This window comes from Ruegeria sp. BJ6 (assembly GCF_056537885.1).
On the sequence record NZ_JBQFSG010000009.1, the window covers coordinates 153,616 to 172,308 of the forward strand.

19 protein-coding genes are annotated in these 18,693 nt (G+C 57.0%); 4 read left to right on the forward strand and 15 right to left on the reverse strand.

The window, feature by feature from the left end:
- Positions 1 to 254 precede the first annotated feature (254 nt).
- Positions 255 to 1,121, reverse strand: a complete 867-nt coding sequence (locus ACR0D6_RS17470) for a LysR family transcriptional regulator (RefSeq protein WP_480766446.1) — start codon at positions 1,119 to 1,121, stop codon at positions 255 to 257.
- Between the two features lie 110 nt (positions 1,122 to 1,231).
- Between ACR0D6_RS17470 and ACR0D6_RS17475 the strand changes: the two genes are divergently transcribed.
- From ACR0D6_RS17475 to ACR0D6_RS17485, 3 genes are all read left to right on the forward strand, one after another.
- The gene (locus ACR0D6_RS17475; RefSeq protein ID WP_480766447.1) at positions 1,232 to 2,425 is read left to right on the forward strand and encodes a TauD/TfdA family dioxygenase; all 1,194 of its coding nucleotides are present in this window, start codon (positions 1,232 to 1,234) and stop codon (positions 2,423 to 2,425) included.
- Positions 2,422 to 3,534 carry a 3-isopropylmalate dehydrogenase gene (leuB, locus tag ACR0D6_RS17480; RefSeq protein WP_480766448.1) on the forward strand — a complete coding sequence of 371 codons (1,113 nt, stop codon included), beginning with the start codon at positions 2,422 to 2,424 and terminating at the stop codon, positions 3,532 to 3,534. Before ACR0D6_RS17475 ends, leuB begins: the two co-directional genes overlap by 4 nt.
- Before the next feature lie 235 nt (positions 3,535 to 3,769).
- Positions 3,770 to 5,653: an amidohydrolase family protein gene (locus ACR0D6_RS17485; RefSeq protein WP_480766449.1), complete on the forward strand. Its 1,884-nt coding sequence runs from the start codon at positions 3,770 to 3,772 to the stop codon at positions 5,651 to 5,653.
- A 71-nt stretch (positions 5,654 to 5,724) separates the two neighbouring features.
- Here ACR0D6_RS17485 and ACR0D6_RS17490 read toward each other — a convergent pair whose 3' ends face one another.
- The 13 genes from ACR0D6_RS17490 to ACR0D6_RS17550 all read right to left on the reverse strand — a co-directional run bounded on the left by ACR0D6_RS17490 (position 5,725) and on the right by ACR0D6_RS17550 (position 17,109).
- Positions 5,725 to 6,432, reverse strand: coding sequence for an ABC transporter ATP-binding protein (locus ACR0D6_RS17490; RefSeq protein ID WP_170653114.1), 708 nt, complete (start codon positions 6,430 to 6,432; stop codon positions 5,725 to 5,727).
- Positions 6,432 to 7,163, reverse strand: a complete 732-nt coding sequence (locus ACR0D6_RS17495) for an ABC transporter ATP-binding protein (protein ID WP_480766450.1) — start codon at positions 7,161 to 7,163, stop codon at positions 6,432 to 6,434. Before ACR0D6_RS17495 ends, ACR0D6_RS17490 begins: the two co-directional genes overlap by 1 nt.
- Positions 7,160 to 8,107: a branched-chain amino acid ABC transporter permease gene (locus ACR0D6_RS17500; protein WP_480450220.1), complete on the reverse strand. Its 948-nt coding sequence runs from the start codon at positions 8,105 to 8,107 to the stop codon at positions 7,160 to 7,162. The genes ACR0D6_RS17495 and ACR0D6_RS17500 overlap by 4 nt, the downstream gene beginning before the upstream one ends.
- A gap of 2 nt (positions 8,108 to 8,109) precedes the next feature.
- Positions 8,110 to 8,961 (reverse strand): branched-chain amino acid ABC transporter permease, encoded by an 852-nt coding sequence (locus ACR0D6_RS17505; protein ID WP_480766451.1) that lies wholly within the window; start codon positions 8,959 to 8,961, stop codon positions 8,110 to 8,112.
- A gap of 65 nt (positions 8,962 to 9,026) precedes the next feature.
- On the reverse strand, positions 9,027 to 10,307 hold the full coding sequence (locus tag ACR0D6_RS17510) for an ABC transporter substrate-binding protein (RefSeq protein WP_480766452.1): 1,281 nt from the start codon (positions 10,305 to 10,307) through the stop codon (positions 9,027 to 9,029).
- 95 nt (positions 10,308 to 10,402) lie between these two features.
- On the reverse strand, positions 10,403 to 10,813 hold the full coding sequence (locus tag ACR0D6_RS17515; RefSeq protein WP_480766453.1) for a Rid family hydrolase: 411 nt from the start codon (positions 10,811 to 10,813) through the stop codon (positions 10,403 to 10,405).
- Entirely contained in the window at positions 10,810 to 11,991 is a 1,182-nt protein-coding gene (locus ACR0D6_RS17520; RefSeq protein WP_480766454.1) for a malate dehydrogenase, read from the reverse strand. Before ACR0D6_RS17520 ends, ACR0D6_RS17515 begins: the two co-directional genes overlap by 4 nt.
- A complete protein-coding gene (locus tag ACR0D6_RS17525; protein WP_480766455.1) occupies positions 11,991 to 12,614 on the reverse strand; it encodes a BMC domain-containing protein in 624 nt (207 codons plus the stop codon). Before ACR0D6_RS17525 ends, ACR0D6_RS17520 begins: the two co-directional genes overlap by 1 nt.
- The gene (locus tag ACR0D6_RS17530) at positions 12,611 to 13,990 is read right to left on the reverse strand and encodes an aldehyde dehydrogenase family protein (protein ID WP_480766456.1); all 1,380 of its coding nucleotides are present in this window, start codon (positions 13,988 to 13,990) and stop codon (positions 12,611 to 12,613) included. Before ACR0D6_RS17530 ends, ACR0D6_RS17525 begins: the two co-directional genes overlap by 4 nt.
- Entirely contained in the window at positions 13,990 to 15,174 is a 1,185-nt protein-coding gene (locus ACR0D6_RS17535) for a hypothetical protein (protein ID WP_480766457.1), read from the reverse strand. Before ACR0D6_RS17535 ends, ACR0D6_RS17530 begins: the two co-directional genes overlap by 1 nt.
- A 23-nt stretch (positions 15,175 to 15,197) precedes the next feature.
- Positions 15,198 to 15,506 (reverse strand): BMC domain-containing protein, encoded by a 309-nt coding sequence (locus ACR0D6_RS17540; protein ID WP_170653132.1) that lies wholly within the window; start codon positions 15,504 to 15,506, stop codon positions 15,198 to 15,200.
- A gap of 44 nt (positions 15,507 to 15,550) precedes the next feature.
- A complete protein-coding gene (locus ACR0D6_RS17545; RefSeq protein ID WP_480766458.1) occupies positions 15,551 to 15,817 on the reverse strand; it encodes a EutN/CcmL family microcompartment protein in 267 nt (88 codons plus the stop codon).
- Positions 15,817 to 17,109 (reverse strand): glutamine synthetase family protein, encoded by a 1,293-nt coding sequence (locus tag ACR0D6_RS17550; protein ID WP_170653136.1) that lies wholly within the window; start codon positions 17,107 to 17,109, stop codon positions 15,817 to 15,819. The genes ACR0D6_RS17545 and ACR0D6_RS17550 overlap by 1 nt, the downstream gene beginning before the upstream one ends.
- A gap of 92 nt (positions 17,110 to 17,201) precedes the next feature.
- Here ACR0D6_RS17550 and ACR0D6_RS17555 point away from each other — a divergent pair, with 92 nt between their 5' ends.
- Positions 17,202 to 18,341: an FAD-dependent oxidoreductase gene (locus ACR0D6_RS17555; RefSeq protein WP_480766459.1), complete on the forward strand. Its 1,140-nt coding sequence runs from the start codon at positions 17,202 to 17,204 to the stop codon at positions 18,339 to 18,341.
- Here the strand turns inward: ACR0D6_RS17555 and ACR0D6_RS17560 are convergent.
- A complete protein-coding gene (locus ACR0D6_RS17560) occupies positions 18,338 to 18,688 on the reverse strand; it encodes a hypothetical protein (protein WP_480450211.1) in 351 nt (116 codons plus the stop codon). The two genes, ACR0D6_RS17555 and ACR0D6_RS17560, sit on opposite strands and share 4 nt — an antisense overlap.
- Positions 18,689 to 18,693: the final 5 nt, after the last annotated feature.

An 18,693-nucleotide genomic window follows, 5' to 3' on the forward strand; every position in this document is an offset into this window, starting at 1 on the left:
AATGTGACAATTTTAGTTATCATGGGAAGATTTCCGTGTATTGCACAGACAACACACAACATGTCGATGTGATACTTCGTTTTCAGTGATCTCATATCGATGGACGTGTCGAAGGGCTGATCTAACATCTGGTGATTGATGTGATCCAACACTGTAGTTGTCCGCCATCAGAATCTTGCGAGGAGCTTTGGACCATTCGCCATAAGATCACAGAATCTATTTCCAGATGATGCAGATTGTAATTCCGCTGCCGTTTAACTCACATCCTCCTTCGCCCGGTGTTTAACCCAATCGGCGAACAGGTTGGCCATTGGGCGGCTGTCAGAGTTTACCTTCATCTGATAGCCCCGGTTGGAGCGGACAGAATGCGTTCCCACGTGAACAAGCCGCCCTTGTTCAAAGAATTTCCCGATGAAGGGTAAAAAGCCGATCGCAATCCCCCGTCCAAAAGCAGCAGCTTCCAGAACGATATGTGGCTCTTCCAGAACTTCCCCGCGTTCTGCATAGTCTGCCGGAGCGCCCGTAGTAGAAAGCCAGTGACGCCAGGTGGTGCGATCTCGGTAATGAATTGGCGGTAGCTTGCCTTCCCAAAAATTGGGATCGATTTTTAGTCCGGGCGCGGCAACAGGAACAGCCTTGGTGTCGAAAAGCAGAGCTGCTTCATTTGCAGGACCATCCAGTTCTGCCCAGATGATCGAAACATCTGCCAAGCGTGCATCCGGTTGTCCGATTACGTGGATCAGGTCCACTCGCAGTCCGGGATGCTCGGCCTCGAATGCGCCGATCCGCGGCAGCAGCCATTGCGATGACAGATAGGGCCCGACTGAAACCCGCAGCACTTCCTGCGTGGTCAGTTGTTCGGTGATCCCATTGAGTTCACTCCAGATCGCCGCAGTGGCGCGCGCCAGTTCAGCGCCGTCCTGCGTGAGGCGGACTTCCCGCACACGCCGTTCGAACAGCCGTTTGCCCAAAGCGTTTTCCAAAGCCGTTATGCGGTGGCTGACCGCCGAAGGTGTCACATTCAGGGCCTGGGCCGCACGGGAAAAACTCAGGCCTTCAGCAGCATGATGAAAATAGACCAGTGCACCAAGATAGGAAGGGTCTTTGGGGTCGGGCAGCATGCGGGTTCCATAAGTGAGCTGAGCTCAACCTTCCTGTGTTAAATTTGAATTTGTCAAACAAAATCGAAGGAGACCTTATTGCGGACAGGAAACCCACAGGGAACAGATCTATGCCAACTGCCCGCCACCGCATTCGCTCTACTGCCATTGAAAACGACCACTTGATCGTAAACTGGGAAGACGGCCACGAAAGCCGGTTTCATCCCATATGGCTGCGGCATCAATGCTGGTGCCCTGAATGCGGCACACCAGAGACCGGTGTTCGCGGGATTCGTCTGCATCACATCGACGAAGGAATCTCGATCCAGAGTGTCGGGGTGGAGGGCAGTTCCGTTCACGTGATCTGGCCAGACGGACATCGATCCGAATATGGCGCGCGCTGGCTGCGCAATCACTGCTACTCTGACGCCGAGCTTGCCCGCAGGCGGGTGCAGCCAATCATGTGGGACAGAACTCTTGGCGGCAATCTTCCGGTCGGATCGCTGACCGAGGCCGAGGCTGATCCGGCCGCCCGTTTGAGAATCCTTGAAACTGTGCGGGACTATGGGTTTTGCAAGATTGTGGACGCGCCCACCGATCAGGCCGAAAGCCAACGAATGATCCAACTGGTCGGGGCGCAGCGACAAACACATTACGGCACCTATACGCTGAAAAAGAAGAAGACCGTGACCAATGTGGGCGACACCACAGGTCCGTTGGATCCGCATGTGGATGAACCCTATCGCTATGCAGCGATCGGGATCACCGTATTTCAGGTGCTGCGGCCCAGTTCAAACGGTGGGGCCTCGACGCTGGTGGACGGGTTCGAAGCCGTCCGGCGCTTGAAAGAACAATGGCCAGAAGATTTTGAACTGCTCTGCAACATGCATGTAACCTGCCAGCGGTTCGACCCCGGAGACAACAGCCATGGCAACATGCGCTGGTACAAATCCCGCCTGCCGATCATTCAGCGGGATGATCAGGGCCAGGTTTGCGGTGTCAGAATGAACGAGCGGCAAATCTCTCCGCTGGACGTACCCGCTGATCAGGTTGTGCCAGCCTATCGCGCCCTGAAGAGGCTCTTTGATCTGCTGTATTGCGATGATCTGCGCCTGACTTTGGATTTGAAGGCGGGTGAAGGACTGCTGTTTGACAATCAGCGACTGCTGCACGGGCGAACCGGGTTCACGCCCGAAATGCCCCCGCGCGCAGTCCTGACGTCTTCGGTCGATCTGGACGACTTTCATTCCACCCTGCGTCTGCTTCAGCGGGACCTGGACCCTGACGCTATGCATATGGTGCTGCAGCAGGGGATGGCGGGATGAACGGACCTTTCAAAGTGCTCGCTCTTGGCGGTGACCATATTGGACCCGAGGTCGTGGCCAGCAGTCTCGAGGTATTGCGTCAGGTTGCCAATCAGTTTGGCGTGTCGGTCGAGATCGAGGAAGACCTTCTTGGCGGTGCGTCGTGGGACGTGCATGGCACGTTCTGCACGGATGCGGTCGTTGACAAGGCGCGGGCCGCAGATGCCATTCTGGTCGGCGCAGTGGGCGGGCCGGAATGGGACGGCATCAGGATCGACGGACCCATTACCGAAACCGATGGCCTGACCCGCCTGCGGATCGAATTGGACGTTTATAACGCCCTGCGCCCGGCACGGGCGTGGACAGCCCTCCTGCCGCAGACGCCTTACCGGCCAGAAGTTGTGGACGGCGCCGATCTGCTTGTCGTGCGGGAAAACTCGGGGGGCATCTACTATGGCGAACCCCGCGGGCGCGAGGTGCTGAGTGACGGCCAAATCCGAGCCTTTGAGATCAGCGAATACCGCACGGCAGAAATTGAACGCATCGCCCGCTGCGCCTTTGAGGCCGCACGCGGACGGCGGGGGCATGTGACCTCTCTGGACAAGTCCAACGTAATGGAGAGTGGCAAGCTCTGGCGTGAAACGGTGGATCGGATCGGGCGGGATGAGTATCCCGATGTTGAACTGCGCCATTTGCTGATGGATTATGCGCTATTTGCCGTTGCCCGCGCCCCGCGGGAGTATGACGTGCTGCTGGCGGACAACCTGTTCGGCGATCTGATCTCGGATCTGATTGCGGTGGTCTCCGGGTCGCTGGGAATGCTGCCTTCGGCAACCCTGCCCGCCGCTGCGAGAGCCGGGCATCCGGTGAAAGGTGGTCTCTACGAGCCGACCCACGGCAGCGCGCCGGATATCTCTGGAAAAGGGATCGCCAATCCGATTGGCGCGATCCTGTCAGTGGCGATGATGTTCGAGCACGGCTTTGGACAACTCCAGGCCGCGCGCGCCATTGAACGGGCCGTGGATGACGTTTTGAACGCGGGATTGCTGCCGCCGGATCTGGGTGGGCTGTCTGATACGGCTACCATCACACAATCGGTTCTGAGTAGTTTGAGATCGAACGCTTTTTGATCGGAACGGCACACCTGAGCCTGTGAACTGAGAGCAAAAACCCCGGGTTACTGGTCGCCGAAGGTTTTCTGATTTCACACAACTTTGCTGTGCAGTTGAAACAGATTGACGATCTTGTAACTCTCCAGGACTCGGAAATCTGGGCGAATAGTACGGGGCCAGATATCTAAATATGCCATTTTGTTGATCCAAAGTTGCTTTCAGTTATCCTACTGATCAAAGGGAGGGTCTAACCATGCGTACCGTGTTTCTAGCAGGCGCACTGTCTGTTGTTTCTACGTTGTGTGTTGCGCAAACTTATGACGTTGTAATTCTCAACGGTCGCGTAATGGACCCGGAAACAGGGTTCGACCAGATCGCCAACGTCGGAATAAGCAACGGCTGGATCACAGCGATCACTGACGAAGACATAGACGGTAGCGAGGCCATCGATGCGACGGGGCATGTTGTAGCTCCCGGATTTATCGATCTCGAGCAGCATGGGTTGGACCCTTGGGGCATCAAGGTAAATCTTCGTGATGGCGTCACGACCCAAATGGATTTTGAGGTTGGGGCCGCAAACATCGATGAGTGGTATGATGCTCGCGAAGGCGCGACACAGGCGAACTATGGCACAGTCGTTGGACAGGAATTCGCACGGATGCGGGTTCATGACGGCCTCGTGCTTGAAGGAGGGGATATAGATTTCCGAAACTTCTTCGCACTAAGGGCACAATCTGTGGAAGATGGCGTCGAGGGATGGTCTTCGGTTCCAAGCAACCGTGAGCAGATGAACGAAATCACTGCGCAGCTTGATGAGGGTCTGCGTCTTGGTGCGCTTGGCGTGGGATCGACGATTGGCTATGCCAGAGAAGGTATTACAACCTATGAGATGTTCGAAGCGCAGCGAGCTGCGGCGCGATACGGTAGATTGACCTCTGTCCATCACCGATTTCATCCCAGCGCTTCGACCCCGACAGAAACGCAGACCGGGGTCAATGAAATCCTCGTAAACGCGATGGTTCTTGGCGCTCCGCTGCACATTCATCACGACAATGATTATGGGTGGTGGGAAAATCAGGAAAAACTCCAGATGGCGCGCGACCAAGGCTACAATGTCTGGTCCAGCTATTATCCATGGACCGCTGGTTCAGGAAACTACGGAGCCTCAATCATCGCCCCCGAAAACTGGGAAGGTTCGATGGGGTACAAATACGAAGACACCATCTTTGACCCCCAACTTGATCGCTTCGTGACAAAAGACGAGTTCCTGAACTTTGCAGAAAATGAGCCGGGACGGACAGCCATTGTTTTCAGCCCGCCGAGGGAGCAATGGCTAAACGACTGGATCACCATCGCGGGCTATGGCATCTCGGGCGACGGGATGGCCGGACTGGACATCGAGGGCAATCTGATGAGTTGGGATGCGCCTTATGAAGACTATGCTGGGCATCCCAGATCCGCCGGCAGCCACGCACTGGTTTTGAGATTGGCGCGCGAAGCGAATGTGCCATTAATGCTCACGCTCACTCAGCTAAGCTACATCCATGCAAAGCGGTTGGGCGATACCGGATTGCGGGCAATGCAAGTGCGTGGGCGGATGCAAGAAGGCATGGTTGCGGACATCACAATTTTTGATCCGGAATCCGTGACCGAAAAGGCAAACTATACGCTTGGCCAGCAAGGCCTTCCTTCAGAAGGCATCCCGTACGTGCTCGTTAACGGTGTGATTGTTGTTAAGAACAGCGAAGTTCAGCGAGATGTCTATGCAGGACAGCCGATCCGGTTTCCCGTCGAGGAAAACGGGCGTTTCGTTCCGGCTGGTCGCGAGCAGATCATGGGTATCCTCACGCCGGATACTGGCACTGCCCGTCCAACACTGCTTGAAGACATCACAAATAATGAAGCCAATTCAACGCCTTTAGCACCACGGCCCAATCAGTTTGCCGCAGCAAAACCAACCGATCCTTATGATTGGTTTGCACCTCGCAACGGACTGGATGACGGCACCCTCTTTTTTTGCGTCGTTCACGCTCGCTTTGAGGATCGTGCAACAGCAAGGCGCGACTATGCGAAGGCTATGATGTCCAAAACTGGGGGATCCAATTCTAGTCCATCGGAGCAACGCAGAGCAAACTAAAGCAGGCAGGTGTTTGGGAAACATGGCGCATCTCGATCTGAGCGGCGCAAATAAGAACCTTCACAGACACCTCAATGCCCGCCGAAATAGGCTTCAAGCAATCGCTTGTCATTCCGCAATTCGTCTGCGGTGCCAGACGTCTGCATACGTCCCGACTCAAGCACATAAATCCGACTCGCCAGTGACAGAGCAAAATTGGCATTTTGCTCGGTAATCACCACCGTCAGTCCGTATTCCTTGTTAAGTTTGCGCACGACCTCAGCGATTTCGTGACAGATTTTTGGGGCCAGTCCAATCGTGGGCTCGTCGACCAACAACAACTCGGGGCTGGTCATGAGCGCGCGACCGAACGAGACCATCTGACGTTCCCCGCCTGACTGGGTCGAAGTCTCCTGCCCTTCCCTCTCTTCGAGACGCGGGAAAAGACTATGCACCATTGCCAGATTGCTCTGGATATCCTCGCGGGCCGTGAAGGCGCCGACCATCAGGTTGTCTCGTACCGACATGTAGGGAAACAGGTTAAAACGCTCGGGCGCATAGCCCACTCCATGGCGCACAATTTCGGAAGGTGTTCGACCGGCGAGGCTGTGCCCCCTTAGCCGGATGTCGCCCTCAGTTTTGACAAGCCCCATGATGCTGTCCAGCAAGGTTGATTTGCCGGCTCCATTGGGGCCGACCACCGCGACAATCTCACCGGGTTGGACGGTGATAGAGATGTCGGTCAGCGCTTGCGCCTTGCCATAGAACGCCGACAGGTTTTCGATTTCCAGATACGACATTACGCGCCTCCCAGATACGAAGCCTGAACAGCCTTGTCGTTCATCACATCGCTGAACGATCCCTCGGCAATCATGGTGCCTCGTTCGATGGCGATCGCACGGTCGATTAAAGGCTCAAGCGCGGGCAAATCATGACTGACAATTAGGAAGGTCATCCCATCCTTGCGCATCGACTGAATGAGCTCTGAGATCTGAGCGATCTCCCCTGTGGTGAGACCTGCAAACACCTCATCCAGCAACATCACCCTGGGTGCCGTTGCCATTGTGCGCGCCATTTCCAGCTTGCGCAGATCACCCATGGCCAATTCTGTTGGCGTGCGATCCAGGTCCGCTTTGGTAAACCCGACGCTAAGCGCAAGCTCCCGCTCACGTTCTCTATCGGGGGGTGAGACGATCATTTGCCAGATATTGTCGGGCATCAGACCGACCCGGATGTTTTCGGCAACGCTCATGTCGCCAAAGGGGCGCGGGATCTGATAGGTCCGACTGACCCCGGCGCGAATGCGTTGAGGCGTCGACAGCGTCGAGATTTCCTTTCCGAACAGTTCAATCGTACCGCCGTTCTGCCGTAGCTCACCCATGATCTGGCTGAACACGGTTGTCTTGCCTGCGCCATTTGGGCCGATCAATCCCAGTGACTCGCCCTCTTTGAGTGAGAACGAAAGATCATTCGTCGCGACCAACCCGCCAAAACGCTTCACCAGACCTGAAACCTGCAACGCTACGCTCATGCCGCCCGCCCCTTGCCCAGACTTTTGAAACCACGCCGGACAAGCTCAACAAGGCCTTTCGGCTGATACATGTAAAGGAGCAACGCAATTGCACCGTAGACAAAGTAACGTTCCGCACCGGGAAGAACCGGCCGGAGATACTCTAGCAGGAAAGTCATGAAGAATGCGCCGATCATGGGCCCGATGATGGTTGAAGTTCCACCCAAAAGCGCTGCAACGATGATGGTGAACAGGAAGTTGATATCAAACAGTGCACGCGGCGCGAGCGACCCCAGATAATGAACATAGAACGCACCACCCAAGCCCGCGATCATAGCGCTTGTCAGGAAGGCAAATGCCTTGAGGCGGGTGGTGCTGAGACCCGAACCCCGCACGCTTTCCTCGTTCATTCCGATCGCAGACAAGGCGGTTCCCAGCCGCGTTTTCATCAACAGCCACATGCTGACGGCAATCGCCAACATTAGCGCCGTGGACAGGTAGTATCCGTTCGCAGCGCCGCGTGTCAGTGTTTGAATACCCGACATGCCTCTGGTCCCGCCTGTCAGATCCGGTCGAATGACCTGAACCAGTTGATAGAGCAACTCCATGAAGGCCAACGTGACCAGCGCGAAATAGCTGCCACGAATGCGCAAAGCCGGCAGCAACACCAACAAGCCCGCAATCATGGTGACAACAACAGCGATCGGGATCGAGATTTCGACCGCAACGTCGAACCGCTTTGTAAGGATTGCCGTAGTGTAGGCACCGATACCGATCAGGAACGGGTGGCCAAAGCTCACATATCCTGTTCGGCCCGACAGCACGTCCCAACTAATGGCAAAGATCGCCAGATAGTTGGCAAAGATCATCGTGCGTAACGTCCCGTTCGAGACGAATTGCGGCAGCAGGAACATACCTGCGATCAAGCCGCCCCAGAGCGCAAAGTGAAACCAGCGTAGTCCCATCGTCACAACTCCTCGCGGCCAAACAGGCCCTGCGGTCTTGTGACAAGCACGCCGATTATCAAAAGCATCGTGAAGACACCGCGCAGTTCCGGTGCAAGCGTGGCCACGACAATGACCTCGAGAAACCCGACAATATGGGCGACCACCAGTGTTCCCAGGATCGAGCCGATCCCGCCCACGATGACCACAGCCACCGAGATGATCAGTGGTGCCACCCACATGGATGGCGACAACTGAGTATAGCTGGCGAAGAAGACGCCGCCGATCGCCCCCAATGCTCCAGAGATACCCCAGGTGATCAGGTTAATGCGATCAGGGTCTATCCCAGAAATCGCAGCACCTTTGGCATCCATCGAAACCGCCTGCATCGCTCGTCCGGTGTGCGTCAGCCGGACAAAGGCATATAGTCCCAGCAGAATGGCCCAACTGATGAGGGTCGCGATCAGGATATTATAGGTGACCGAGGCCCCTGCCACGTTGATCACGCCAGGGACAATCGGCAAAAGGATTTTACTGCTGTCGCCAAAGACCAAAACGATCCCCGCTTGAATTACCACCGCCAGGATCAGCGTCGAAATCTCGACAGCCACATGATCACCTTTGAGCGTTTTGACGATCAGGCGGTATTTCAAGACACCCACCAGCACACCCAGCGCAGCAGCCACGGCAACCCCCATCAGCTTGGGCATCCCAAGCGATTGAGATATCCAAAAGTAAATGTAGCCGCCGACCATCAGATAGGCGCCATAGGCGAGATTCAGAACGCGGCCGATGCTGAAGATCAGCGTAAACCCCATTGCAATGAGCGCGTAGAGACCGCTGAGCAAAAGCCCCTGAATCAGTATCTGCAACATGTATGGATCCTTGGCTGCGGGTGCGCGACAGCGCGCACCCGTTTCAAGCTAACGACGCGACCGGATTACTGCTTCACCCAGCTGGGCAGGGTGAATTCACCCGTTGCGTACTTTTCGGGATACACAACGGCGGCAGTTCCATCTTCGTACCACTGAACCACGACCATTGACGGGGCCGCATCATCGAACGGTTCCGACAGATCAAAGCGGATATTGTGCGGATAGGTGCGGCCTGTTACCGGTTCGACCTCATCATCGCCCCAGAATGCATAGCGCAGCCACAGCTGACCATCCATTTCCAGAACGAGGTCCTGTTTTTTCATCGCATCGGCCCAGCCTTCGACATTGTCGAAACCACCCGCCTCTTCCGCAGCGGCCATAGCCTGCTTCAAGCCATGATAGGCGTTGAATCCGTTGAAATGGGGCAGCAATGGGCGGCTGTCATATTTGGCCTGATAGGTGTCGACAAAGGCCTTGCTGGCCGGGTCAAGTTTGAACCCTACGGACGGGATCGGTGACAGGGTTGAGATGCCGCCACCGGCTCCGCCAGTATCTTCCCAATACTCCATGCCCAATGCGGATACGTTCACACCCGTCATCGCCATCGGCACTTGTAGTTTCACATATTGCGACGATACCACCTGCGAATTTACGGACGAGACCTGATAGATGAAATCCGCCCCGGTATCCTGCGCCCGGCTGAAGATCGGTGCAAAGTCGACAGTTGCAACGTCATAAGTGATGATGTCCTTGACTTCGATCCCCGCAACCGGGGCAAGCGCCTCGGTCACCAATCCGGTGATTGCTTCGCCAAACGCTGTATCCTCTGCCAGAATAACAACGGATTCCCACCCCATCTTTTCCTTCAGAACGTCCGCGCCGAAATTGATATAGAGTGTTGCAAGCGCCTCATCCGACGCGATGTTCATGAAGTAAGGCGCCATGCCTTCGGGGTCCTCGACCACCATGTCAATGATACCGATATAAGATGTCCATGTGTCCAGAGTTGGTATCCGGTACTCCTGCATCCGTGGAAGCCAGCCCAACGAGACATCATCGATAGAACCCGAGATGATGAAATCCACTTCTTCGGTTTCGGCCAGATACTCGTAGGCCCGCACACCTTCGGTCGGGTCCTGACCGGTATCGGCAGAGACCAAGGTGATCTGTTCCCCCATCACCCCGCCATTTGCATTGAGTTCTTCGATCGCAATCTCGGCGCCGCGCAGGGTCGATAGCCCGGTATCCGAAGAAAGAGATCCGATAAATCCAACCTTGATTTCCGCTGCGGCCGCCGAGGCCATGAGCGCGAAGCATGTTCCGCTGAGTAGCGCTGTCTTGATCATCACATTAGCTCCCTGTGTCTCATTATGCCTTCTTGTATTCTGTATACAGTACACAAGATGATAGTTCGATCAAATCCTTTCTTGGTGACTCATGTTTAGATTCCGCTGATTTCGCCGTTTTCGTCGTGAATTACCGCATCCACATCGATTTCCACCATCAAACCAGGCTGCGTCAGCCCCGCTTGAACAGCTGTCAGAACCGGATCGACATCCTTAAAAACTACTCCGTGAACGCGCGCGAATTCGCCTGCCCGCGACAGATCGGTCAGATAGGCACGGACCCGACCGACATGTCGCAACTCAGCCCCAACGGCTTTGAGCGCCTCTTCTATGCGCGACAGGATATAGCTTGTCTGGGCTTCAACATCTCCGGGCGCGTGAATCCGCCCGCTGGGTTCGATGGCCGTGGTTCCGGCAACCCAGACGAACGGGCCAATGCGTTTTGCGCGGGAATAAGACGCCACTTCCTCGAACCGTCCGCCTGACTTCCAGGTGCGCAGGGTCACAGGCCCAACCTCGACCGAATGGCATCCGCCGCCTTCTGTAAGGCTGCTTGTTCCTGATCGGTCAGCCGCAGTTCTTCAACCTCGACCAACCCGCTGGATCCGAGATGTGCAGGAACGCCAAGCACCACGCCATCGATGCCGTATTCCCCCTGCAACATGACCGAAACCGGAACCGGGCTAGTGCGTGCACCCCGGATATGGTCGATCAACTCGATCGACGCATGCGCCGGTGCGATGGTCGCAGAACCCGATTTCTTGAGGGCAACGACCTGTCCGCCGCCGGTCACCGCGTCCTGAACACAAGCCTCAATTTGGTCGGGCGACAGAAACACATCCAATGCCCTGCCCTTTATTCTCGCGCGGCTGGGGATCGGTGCCATCTCGTCTCCATGGCTACCAAGAGTAAAAGCTTCGACATCGGCAGGGACAACACCGGCTGCCATGGCAAGGGCATTGCGAAACCGGCTGCTGTCCAGCGTTCCCGCCATTCCCAGCACCCGTTCACGTGGAAACCCAGTGGCGCGCAGCATTTCGACAGTCATTTCATCAAGCGGGTTGGTCACAACGATGACGATAGCATTTGGCGCAGCAGACCGGATGGCCTCGCCTGCCTGACGGATAACGCGCGCATTCACGTCGATCAGATCCGCGCGGCTCATACCCGGACGTCGGGCGCGGCCTGCGGTTACCACAACCACCTCGGCCCCTGCCACAAGTTCCAGCGACTCGCCGCCCACGCACCGCGCACGCGCACCGGTGATGCCTGAGGTGTGGTTCAGATCCAATGCTGTTGCAGCAGCCATTCCCGGGGCAATGTCGATCAGCGCAATCTCATCGGCGATATCCTGCATCGCCGCCAGATGCGCCACATTGCCTCCAACTCCTCCGGCCCCGATCAAGGCAAGCTTACCCAGCCTATGGGCTTTGCGCTTCGCACGCACCGGTGCAACCCATTTAGGCGAACGGCGATACAGCACCCGCTGCATCGAGACGGCAGCATCGGTGCGCGGCGATTGCGGTTTTTCCAGAGGTCCGTCGACCAACGTAATGCCAACACGTTCAGCCGTTTCGCGAGCCAAAGCGGTCACGATGTCCTCGGGCAATATCTCAAGCACGATCCTGCCTCGACGGCGGGCGTCCTCGACTGCATCCGAGCCTATGACACGCGGAGCCGCCATCAGCCGACTTGCCCGTCCACAGCTTCGATCGCACGAGTCGCGGCCTCGACCGCGGTTTTGACCGAGTTTTCCGATCCCGAGATGAACAGGCGACCAAAACGCCCCACGGCGCGCACTTCGACGATGTCGATCTCCGCCGCCTTCTCGGCCTCATTCGCGGCAATCGAGATGTAAGCAGCCGGAGCACACTCCACGATGCCCAGCGTCTGCCCCGGAACGATCAGCGCCCCTTTGCGCCATTTGTTCAGCAACTGCGCCTGATAGGGTTCGACGCTGGTAATGATCTGCGTGGAACTGATCGACGGCTTCAACCGGTCAGACATCGTGGCACCCAGCTCGGCCAACATCGCATCGCGCGCGGCGGACACTTCGGCATTCGACGGGGACCGGAGGATGAAGAAACCGAACTCACGCTCGACCATCTGCGTCGTCGCCTCAACCGAGGACGCCTTGAGCGCCCGGTCGATCAGCGAAAACACCCCATTACCGGGGGCAAATTCCCCGATCAGAACCGTATCCCCCGACAATGGAACCGATCCCTGCACCGTAGCACCATTATAGGCGGCGAATTTCGGTTGAAGGTTATCGATCTGCATCAGCGCTCGGATCGTAATCTCGCTCATGCGCCATACTCCTCGTAAATGTCGCGCCAGGGCCTGCTTTCATAAGCGACCCGTTTGATGTTGATGAGATGCAGGGCCGTCACGTTGTCCGAAGTGATCGATCCCGACCACGTGCCAGTGCCCAACATGAAGGACGGCTCAAGATCCGTGGAATACCCCATGCCGCCCATAATGCCCGGTGTATTCACCAGTACCCGACCAGTGGGAACCGTGGCGAAGCGGGCGACAACCTCGGGGTCGTCCGAATGAATGACCGAAGAATGACCCCAGCCTTCGAATTTGGCGATAGATTGTGCCAGTTCAATTCCATGGTCCGAGGACTTCGCTTCGTAGAACGCTAGAACCGGGTTCAGTTTTTCGGCGGACAGCGGGCGCTGCCAGCCAACTTCGGTTTCTTCCGAAACGAGACACCGGGTGCGCGGCGGGATTGCAAACCCTGCAGCATCGGCCAGCGCCTGCGGGCTTTGCCCCACTTTATCCGGGTCCATAGCCTGCCTGCCCTTGAAGATCACTTTGGCCAGACGATTGGCCTCGGCAGGCGTACAGAAATAGGCACCTTTCAACTTGAGCTCGTGGCGCAGATCTCTCGCGATCTCGGGGTCTGCAACAACCGCCTGTTCACTGACGCAAGCCGTACCGTAGTCGAAGCTTTTCGACGTCACGATCATCTCGGCCACTTCGGTCAGATCGCGTGCTTTGGACTTGTGAACGTAACACGGTACGTTACCTGCACCGACCGCAAGCGTGGGTTTGCCGCTGGAATAAGCCGCTTTGACCATCGCCGGACCACCAGTTGCCATCACAACCGAGGTACGGCGATGTTTCATCAATTCAGCAGTTCCCTGGATGGTTACTGATTCAAGACACTGGATGAGGCCTTTGGGAGCGCCCATCTGCTCGGCCACCCGCGCCATGATGCGCACGGTTTCGATGCCGCACTCCACCCCGCGCGGGTGTGGCGCGCACACGATGGCGTTGCCCGCCTTTACCGCCGAAAGCACTTTGTAGATGATTGTCGACGTCGGGTTCGTCACCGGTATCAGGGCCGCCACGACACCCATCGGTTCTCCGAAGGCAGCTATTTTTGTGGCGTCATCCCTCCAGAGCATGCCCAGCGTTGTCACATCTCTCAGGTAATCCGCGACAGACAGCGCGTTGAACAGGTTCTTGACCCGCTTGTCCGGGACATTGCCATAGCCGGTTTCCTCAACCGCCATTTGCCCCAACCGTTCGGCTTCCGGTTCAATTGCGCGTGCCATGGCGTCCACAATCGCGTCTACCTGCCCCGGGTCAGTGCCCAGAAAGGCGCGATAGGCTTCAAAAGCGCTATCTGCAGCGCGCCTGGCGGCAGCGATCGATTTCAGATCTGCATCCATCATGAAGCTCCGGTGGCGATGGTATCAAAGATACGGCGCGCCTGATCTACATCGCCCGCTGAAACGCCAATAGTTTCGAGGCGCCGTCCGGCGGCGGCAATGTCGGCGCCCAAAATTCGGTCAGACATGGTGATCAGGCTGTTCGTCAGCGGGCATGGGATACCCGCAAGCTCACCGGCTGAAACCAGCGGCACAAGCGACCCCAACACCCCGTCGCGCATCAATCCGCGAGACGTTTGCTGATCCGGGATTGGACGTGCGCCCGGGCCGCGTTCTGCACCGGCAAAGGTGGAAATCCATTGTTCCGTATCCGGCAAATTGCGAACTCCAAAGGCAGCCGCAATGCGTCGCCTCTCCTCCGCCAAGCCATGGATCACTTCTTTCTGGTCAGGTCCGATCAAAGACGCAAAGGTCTGATTGGCCTCTAACGGTACGCCTCCCATTGGCACAGCAGGACCACCAGAGCCCATTGCAGCCCCGCCGAGGATCAGCGCAGGAATCTCTACCGCGGCTGATAGGTCGTTGAAGCCGGACGCCAGAACCGAGTCAACGACCTGAACGTTACCAAGATACGCAGACAAGCCCTCGAGAACCTCTTCGCGCCCGCGCGGCAAAGTCGCTGCAGCCATCGGATCCGCCTGCGTAAGCGTCAAGGCTGCCCCCTCGGAACGGAACCAATAGGGTAGTCCTTGTACTTCGACCAGAGTGACGTCTGCGGTGCAGCCTCCGATCCGCAATAGCCAGGCTGTTTCAACGGCGCCCAGTGACCGACCCGGCGCAAGAACCAGTATCTGTCCATCGCTTAGATGATCGGCCAGAACCATGGCATATGTGCGCTGCTTGTGAATTGGCCCGGTCAGAAATATCACCTGCGAGTCGCGGACCGCTGCATCCAGTTCCGCGGTCGTGCGTACAGAAGGCCCGTCGCGATCAACCTGATAGGTCCCAACCGGACCCTCGCCCCGAAGCGAGATGCCTGAGGACTGGGCCAAAAGCGAAAGTTCAGCCCCATAGGCCGAAAACAATGTGACCTCAGCCCCTTCGGCAAGACACAGGGCTGCCAACAGGCGCGCATCGGCCCCGCCACCCAGCACCGCTATTCGGTCGAGCTTGGGTCGTTCGGGTGCACCCCGGGTCGCGCCACGTGTAGCCGCACGCGTGAATTCCTCGAAACCGGCAGACATATCGCCTCCTTAAAGCGGGCGGATCAGGCCGCAGAGCCAGCGCCGAGGCCGTCAATGATCGCCTCAAGCTCATCGTGAGGGCGCGCGATCACGTGGACGGACACGACTTCGCCGACTTTGTTTGCTGCTGTTGCACCCGCATCCGTTGCCGCCTTGACCGCGCCGACTTCACCCCGAACAAGAGTGGTCACCAGGCCACCGCCAGCCTTTGTCTGGCCAACAATTGAAACACTGGCCGCCTTGACCATTGCATCTGCTGCTTCGATCGCGCCGACAAGCCCGCGCGTTTCGATCATGCCCAGGGCCATCTGCCCCGCCACTGGTTTCGCCATTTTCAGTTCCTCCAACGAAATTTAGTTGTTTGATGTCATTTGATTCAGGTCGTGGACACACGATCCACAATCGCGATGATCGCCAGATCAACCGGTGCCGAAGACAGACCCGCCGCCATGCGCGCAGCCGAGCCGCTTACGACCAGAACGGTATCCCCGACCCCGGCACCGCAGGTATCGACAGAAACCCGCGCCGGATCGATCACCTTGCCTTTACTGTCGACCAGATCTGTCACCAGCAGTTTTGCACCGACCAGCTTTGCATCTTTGGCCGTGGCCGTGACGGTTCCGGTGACGTTGCCCAATCGCATCAGAAAGTCCTCAGGTAGCGGTCCAGCTCAACCTGCGTGACCTGTTGATTAAAGAACTCAAGCTCGCGCTCAGCCTGCTGCAGAACCAACTCCCAAGTCATTTCTCCCATGACATCACGCAGCCACTCTGACCCTCGCGCCAGATCAATGGCTGTTGGCAAGTCGGTAGGGATGGGATCGCCAATTCCGTCTTCATAGGCGTTGCCCATAGTCGGCTCAGAAGGTTTAAGCCCCTCTTCAATCCCGTCCAGCCCCGCAGCGATTTCCGCAGCCAGCAGAAGGTAGGGGTTCGCATCCGCGCCGGCGTCACGCTTTTCAACGCGTACGGCACTGTCAGAACCTTCGATGACACGAATGCCGACGGTGCGATTGTCATACCCCCAGCTCGCGTTGATGGGGCAAAACGTATAGGGCTGGCGGCGGCGATAGCCATTGACCGTACCACTGCCGCAGATTGCCGTTTCACACATGCGCTTCTGCAGCCCGGCGATGAATGATTTGCCGGTGTCATTAATCTTGCCGCCGTCTGCAAAGACGTTCTTTCCGTCTTTCCAAAGCGAATAATGCGTGTGGAACCCATTACCTGACTGATCAAAGAACGGCTTTGGCATGAAGGTCGCCAGATACCCGTGCGCAATCCCCAATTGGCGGATCAGCGATTTGAACAAAACGACGCGGTCGGCCGCTTCAAGCGCCTCACCATAGCGAATATTCACTTCGATCTGACCGGCGGCATATTCCGGGTTCGATTGTTCGATCGGAATGCCGCACTCGTTGATCTGTTGACGAATTGGGCCGACGATGTGCTCCATCCGAGCCGCCCGTCCCAAGCCATAGACCTGAATCCCACTGTCGCGCGGCTGCCCGGTTTCCGGGTCCAGAAGATAGAATTCCAGTTCTGTGCCTACATTGACCTCGAACCCCATCTCGCGAGCACGCTCAACCTGACGCACCAGCGCCTGCCTTGGATCAATGGGCACCGGCTTGTGATCCATACCCTCGGCCCGGCCAAAGCAAACGGCGACGCCCGGCTCCCACGGGACGGCAACAGGTTGCGTCATCGGGAAGACGTGCATATCGGGGTAGCCGTTGTCGAAATTGACATAGGGCGTGTCCCAGACATCGCATGTCATGTCGATCGCCATCAGCGCAATCGACAGCGCATTGCCGCTTTTGCAGACGTGATCCCAGTGACTGGCCGGAATGCGCTTGCCACGCATGATGCCGTTGAGATCCCCAACACCAAGTATGACGGTGTGTGTGCCCTCGGGCAGATCAAACCCCGAACTCATTTGCGCGCGCTCCCTGTTTTTTGGCTTTATAATTGCTGTATTCTGTATACAGTATTCACAAAGCCAATCGATAGACAAGGAAAATCTGCGTCATGCCCAAGAGCTCGGTCATTGTTGTCGGAGGCGGCATCGTCGGCGTCATGACAGCCCTTACACTACAACGACGTGGCGAGACGGTGACCCTGATTGATCGTTGGGAACCCGGACATTCTCGTGCATCTTCAACAGATTACAACCGTGTGATCCGTGCCATCTCGGGGCGTGACGAGTTCTATACGCGGTGGGCCCGCGAAAGCCGCCTGCGCTGGCTAGAGCTTCAGGCGGAAAGCGGACAGAACCTGATGTATGAATGCGGCGCACTGATTCTGGCGACAGGCGGCCATTGTGATTGGGAAAACGCCACAGCCGAAACTTTCGACCGGGTTGGCGTACCCTATTACAAATTCGGACGGCAGGATATCGAATCGCGATTCCCCCAGTTTCGCGTGCCTGACATTGAATACGCCCTTTTCGAGCCCGAAGCCGGAATGCTGATGGCACACCGCTGTGTCTTGACCGGGCTGGAATTGTTTCGCCGCGCGGGCGGAACTGTGCAGCGTGGTCGCGTGACCACCGATGGTTCAGAGCGCCTGATGATGGATGGAAAGCCGCTCGAGGCGGACCTCATCGTTGTCTCAACCGGCCCCTGGATGGCGGACATGTTCCCCAAATCGATCAAGCCGATATCGACGGTGGTTGGTGTAAACGTCCTCTATACTTCGACACCCGATGGGTCCGAGGATTTCGACATGAGCAGGATGCCCTGCTGGATCGATCATGGTCAGGGCTCCTTTGGTTTGCCCTCGTCCGAAGGCTCAGGCGTGAAAGCCGCGGTGGTGATTCCGGACAAGATCGATCTGGACAATGACGAAAGGCTGATCCGGAAGGAAACGCTGGGACGCACTCGCAGCTACATCCGCCATCGTCTTCCGGGCCTTGAAGGTGAGCGGGTGGTGGATTCCAAATTCAACCAGATTATCCTGACACCCGACACGCATTTTATTGTCGACTGGCACCCTGAACATGAGAACGTCCTGTTCGCCGGTGGGTGTTCTGGGCATCTGTTCAAGCATGCACCGGTCTTTGCCGAGTTCGTCGCAGGTGTGGGGATGAAGGATTTTGGAACGGCTGATCGTTTCAAGATCGCCGGACGTAGAAAGCTGAGCCCAAAAGAAAGCCCCAGCGGTCGCTAGCTTTGGGAAAGCGCAGCATAAAGACCGGAATTCGGGCACTTTTCCTGCGGCAGTCGCTCACCAGATCGGATTGCATCACGACAGGTCTTTGCCTGACGGCAATGCCCGCATTTTTCAGCCAACTCCAAACCAAGCTCGGGATGTGCGTTAAGATCGTCGACGCTCAGGCCAAATTGACGGGCCATCGATAGAATACGTTCCCGCGCATTGGGTGCACCAGATCGCAACATGGCCAGATCGGCCCGGGACAGACCGAGATCCGACAACTCCAGATCGCTGATACTTCCTTCACGCGGTGCATTCACGATCCGCGCAATTTTCTCGAAGAAATCCTTGTATCCTGTCATTCCCC

Coding starts and splice junctions, on each gene's coding strand:
- ACR0D6_RS17470 (WP_480766446.1), bottom strand. CDS start 1,121: ATGCTGCCCGACCCCAAAGACCCTTCCTATCTTGGTGCACTGGTCTAT.
- ACR0D6_RS17500 (WP_480450220.1), bottom strand. CDS start 8,107: ATGGGACTACGCTGGTTTCACTTTGCGCTCTGGGGCGGCTTGATCGCA.
- ACR0D6_RS17530 (WP_480766456.1), bottom strand. CDS start 13,990: ATGGATGCAGATCTGAAATCGATCGCTGCCGCCAGGCGCGCTGCAGAT.
- ACR0D6_RS17510 (WP_480766452.1), bottom strand. CDS start 10,307: ATGATCAAGACAGCGCTACTCAGCGGAACATGCTTCGCGCTCATGGCC.
- ACR0D6_RS17505 (WP_480766451.1), bottom strand. CDS start 8,961: ATGTTGCAGATACTGATTCAGGGGCTTTTGCTCAGCGGTCTCTACGCG.
- leuB (WP_480766448.1), top strand. CDS start 2,422: ATGAACGGACCTTTCAAAGTGCTCGCTCTTGGCGGTGACCATATTGGA.
- ACR0D6_RS17540 (WP_170653132.1), bottom strand. CDS start 15,506: ATGGCGAAACCAGTGGCGGGGCAGATGGCCCTGGGCATGATCGAAACG.
- ACR0D6_RS17560 (WP_480450211.1), bottom strand. CDS start 18,688: ATGACAGGATACAAGGATTTCTTCGAGAAAATTGCGCGGATCGTGAAT.
- ACR0D6_RS17475 (WP_480766447.1), top strand. CDS start 1,232: ATGCCAACTGCCCGCCACCGCATTCGCTCTACTGCCATTGAAAACGAC.
- ACR0D6_RS17495 (WP_480766450.1), bottom strand. CDS start 7,163: ATGAGCGTAGCGTTGCAGGTTTCAGGTCTGGTGAAGCGTTTTGGCGGG.
- ACR0D6_RS17555 (WP_480766459.1), top strand. CDS start 17,202: ATGCCCAAGAGCTCGGTCATTGTTGTCGGAGGCGGCATCGTCGGCGTC.
- ACR0D6_RS17545 (WP_480766458.1), bottom strand. CDS start 15,817: ATGCGATTGGGCAACGTCACCGGAACCGTCACGGCCACGGCCAAAGAT.
- ACR0D6_RS17485 (WP_480766449.1), top strand. CDS start 3,770: ATGCGTACCGTGTTTCTAGCAGGCGCACTGTCTGTTGTTTCTACGTTG.
- ACR0D6_RS17535 (WP_480766457.1), bottom strand. CDS start 15,174: ATGTCTGCCGGTTTCGAGGAATTCACGCGTGCGGCTACACGTGGCGCG.
- ACR0D6_RS17490 (WP_170653114.1), bottom strand. CDS start 6,432: ATGTCGTATCTGGAAATCGAAAACCTGTCGGCGTTCTATGGCAAGGCG.
- ACR0D6_RS17525 (WP_480766455.1), bottom strand. CDS start 12,614: ATGAGCGAGATTACGATCCGAGCGCTGATGCAGATCGATAACCTTCAA.
- ACR0D6_RS17520 (WP_480766454.1), bottom strand. CDS start 11,991: ATGGCGGCTCCGCGTGTCATAGGCTCGGATGCAGTCGAGGACGCCCGC.
- ACR0D6_RS17550 (WP_170653136.1), bottom strand. CDS start 17,109: ATGAGTTCGGGGTTTGATCTGCCCGAGGGCACACACACCGTCATACTT.